Here is a 3297-nt window from a genome sequence, read left to right as displayed (position 1 = left end):
CCCACCCGCTCCGTGACGATCTTCTCGGCCCAGCCCGAACGGGCGTACGCGGCAACGGGGTCCGGGTCCAGTCCCAGCTCCTCGCGCAGCTCGGCGAGCAGCGGCCGCACATCCGTGCTGAACGCGTCCATCAGCACCGCGTTGGCCCCCAGCACATCGCCCTCGCGCTGCGCCGCGCCCAGCGCCGCGCGGTCGACCAGCAGCGCCTTGGCCGTGGCCTCCTGCACGTTCAGCACGGAGCGGATGATGGCCGGGATCTTCGGCTCGATGTTGTGGCACTGGTCGAGCATGAACGCGACGCCCTGCGACAGCCCGCCGCCCCGCACCACCTCGTACATGATCCGGAAGAGCTGGAAGGGGTCGGCGGCCCCCACCATCAGGTCGTCGTCCGCGTAGAACCGGGAGTTGAAGTCGAACGCGCCGAGCCTGCCCTCCCGCAGCAGGAACGCCACGATGAACTCGATGTTGGTGCCGGGCGCGTGGTGCCCGGTGTCGACGCACACCGTCGCCTTCTCGCCGAGCCGCAGGCAGTGCGCGTACGCGGTCCCCCAGTCCGGCACGTCCGTCGTGTAGAACGCGGGCTCGAAGAGCTTGTACTCCAGCAGCAGCCGCTGGTCGTCGCCCAGCCGGTCGTAGACGGCGGACAGCGCCTGGGCGAGCCGGTCCTGGCGGTCGCGGATGTCGTCCTGGCCGGGGTAGTTGGTGCCGTCGGAGAACCACAGCTTCAGATCCCGGGAGCCGGTGGCATCCATGATGTCCACGCACTCCAGCAGGTGGTCGAGCGCCTTGCGGCGCACGCGCGGGTCCGGGTGGCAGACGCTGCCGAGCCGGTAGTCGTCCTCCTGGAAGACGTTGGCGTTGACGGCGCCCAGCCGCAGGCCGCGCTCCCTGGCGTGGGCGGCGAGCGCCGCGTAGTCGTCGACGCGGTCCCAGGGGATGTGCAGCGCGACCGTCGGGGCCACGCCGGTGTGCGCGTGCACCCGCGCCGCGTCGTCCAGCTTCTCCTCCGGAGTGCGGGGCACGCCGGGCTGGGCGAACACTTTGAAACGTGTTCCGGAGTTCCCGTACGCCCATGACGGTGTCTCGATCGCCTGCTTCCTGAGCGCTGCCTTGGCGGCTTCCCGGCTCCCCTGTGCGGTGGGCTGACTCATGACTCTCCAATGTGAAACGATTCAAACAAGACATTAGGGTGCCGAGTGTGCAGCGTCAACCTCCCCTCGTCGGATCCCACGAGGGGTTGACGGTCGATTCCGGTCGCCCCTACCTTCCGTGGCACCAATTTGAAACCTTTCATGCTCTCTCCTCATGCATCTCCGATGCCCCTTGGAGCCGCCGTGCCCCGCGTCTGCTTTCTGCTGAAGGTCCGTGCGGACCGGCTCGACGAGTACCGCGCCCGGCACGCCGAGGTGTGGCCCGAGATGCGCGCCGCGCTCTCCGCCGCCGGCTGGCGCAACTACTCGCTCTTCCTGCGCGAGGACGGGCTGCTCGTCGGCTATCTGGAGACCGGGGACTTCGAGGCCGCGCAGGCCGCGATGGCGGCCACCGGGGTCAACGCCCGCTGGCAGGCCGAGATGGCGGGCTTCTTCGAGGACCTGGACGGCCGCGGCCCCGACGAGGCGATGCGGCCCCTCGCCGAGGTCTTCCACCTGGACTGACGCGCGGGCCCCGGCCCAGCGGCACCCCGCCGCCCCATCCCTCACGAAAGGGCTCCAGCGATGACGCAGAACCCACAGACCCAGACCCAGACACAGACACAGACGCAGGCCCCCGCCCGGCGCAGCGTCCTGCTCGGCGCCGCCGCGCTGGCCGCAGCGCCCGCGCTGCCCCTCGCCACGGCCGCCGCCCCCGCCGCCGCGGCGAAGGGACCGGCGGCCGCCGGTCCCTCGGTCACCCGTATCGCGGACACCCAGCTCGACGCCCGCGCCCTGTACTTCGTCTCGTACGACGGCCTCGTCAACAACAACTCGTTCCAGAAGAGCGGCGTGCTCACCTACCGGGGTCACCAGTACGCGGCCTGGTACAGCGCCGACCGCAGCGCGACGATCGCCCGCCGCGCCCTCCCGGACGGCCCGTGGACCCGGGTGGCCCTGCCGCACAAGCTGCGCTACGACGACTCGCACAACGTCATCTCGATGGGGGTCTCCCCGCAGGACGGGCGGCTGCACATCCTCATGGACTCGCACAGCGACGCGTTCTTCTACGTCAAGTCCGAGGCGGGTCTGATGGACGAGCCCGGCTCGCGGCGGTGGGAGCCCGCGCGGTTCGGCGGCGTCCAGACGACCCTCGACGGGGTCGGGCTGACCGACCAGTTCACCTACCCGCAGTTCCTCGCCGCCCCGACCGGCGCGCTGCAACTGCTCCACCGCCGCGGCGTCTCCGGCAACGGGCAGGCGGCGCTCGCCGAGTACGACAACGGCACCTGGTCCGACCTCGGCGCCTTCTCCTCCGCCGCCGGCCGCTACAGCAGCGGGCACGGCAGCAGCGACCGGCGCAACATGTACGTGCACGGCTTCGACTACGACGCCTCCGGCACGCTGCACCTCTTCTTCACCTGGCGCGAGCAGAACAGCGGGGTGATGTGCGCGCCCGGCGGCATCTCCAACCACGACATGTGCTACGCCTCCAGCCCCGACCGGGGCCGCACCTGGCACGACGCCGCCGGCGCCCGCATCGCCGCCACCGGGACGGGCGACCTCATCGCCGTCACCGACTCCGGCACCGTCGCGGAGGCCATCAACCCCGACCACTCCCTGATGAACCAGGAGAGCCAGGCGGTCGACTCCCGCGGCCGCCCGCACGCCCTGTGGTCGTACGTTCCCGGGCGGTTCGGGCAGTGCACCACCGACTACTCCGCCGACCGCACCGCCAACGGCCGCACGTTCCACATGTACCGCGACGTGTCCGGGCGGTGGCACAAGACGGAGATCCCCGAGCCGCCGAACTCCACCCAGCGCACCCGCCTCGCCTTCGACCGCTACGACAACGCCTACGCGGTGATGCCCAAGGGCAAGATCGTCGCGGCCTCCGCGGACTCCGGCTGGAGCGACTGGAGGGTCCTGTACGACGGCGCCGGGCTGGAGGCGTTCGGCGAGGTCCTCATCGACGAGCTGCGGCTGCGCGACCGCAGCGTGCTCTCCGTCCTCTACCAGCAGCGCTCCAGCGGGACGACGCCGTCGCCGATCCGCGTCGCCGACTTCGCCCTGCCCGCCTGACGGGCCGGGGGCACATGGTGCGCTGCGCCCCCTTCCGTTCGCAGCGGGGCCGCCCGGGGCTGGTCAGTCCCGCACCTGTCTCTTA

The 3297-nt window shown here is 71.3% G+C and carries 3 protein-coding genes; 2 read left to right on the top strand and 1 reads right to left on the bottom strand.

Annotated features, from left to right (window positions below; all coding sequences use genetic code 11):
- A partial coding sequence (rhaI, locus tag G5C65_RS34080; protein WP_165302928.1) for an L-rhamnose isomerase occupies window positions 1-1151 on the bottom strand: 1151 nt, incomplete at its 3' end.
- Window positions 1152-1334: 183 nt separating this feature from the next.
- Between rhaI and G5C65_RS34075 the strand changes: the two genes are divergently transcribed.
- Both G5C65_RS34075 and G5C65_RS34070 read left to right on the top strand, forming a co-directional pair.
- Window positions 1335-1655, top strand: coding sequence for an L-rhamnose mutarotase (locus G5C65_RS34075; RefSeq protein WP_165302929.1), 321 nt, complete (start codon window positions 1335-1337; stop codon window positions 1653-1655).
- Window positions 1656-1715: 60 nt separating this feature from the next.
- On the top strand, window positions 1716-3212 hold the full coding sequence (locus G5C65_RS34070) for a BNR repeat-containing protein (RefSeq protein ID WP_165302927.1): 1497 nt from the start codon (window positions 1716-1718) through the stop codon (window positions 3210-3212).
- The last annotated feature ends 85 nt before the right edge of the window (window positions 3213-3297 follow it).

Origin of the sequence: Streptomyces boncukensis, from assembly GCF_011045075.1 — a bacterium.
GTDB classification, from domain to species: Bacteria; Actinomycetota; Actinomycetes; order Streptomycetales; family Streptomycetaceae; genus Streptomyces; species Streptomyces boncukensis.
Note: the sequence above shows the minus strand (reverse complement) of the source record. Positions and strands in the feature narration are given on the sequence as shown.

Bases quoted from the DNA above. Each gene is read 5' to 3' on its own strand.
- G5C65_RS34070 (WP_165302927.1), top strand. From the start codon at position 1,716: ATGACGCAGAACCCACAGACCCAGACCCAGACACAGACACAGACGCAG.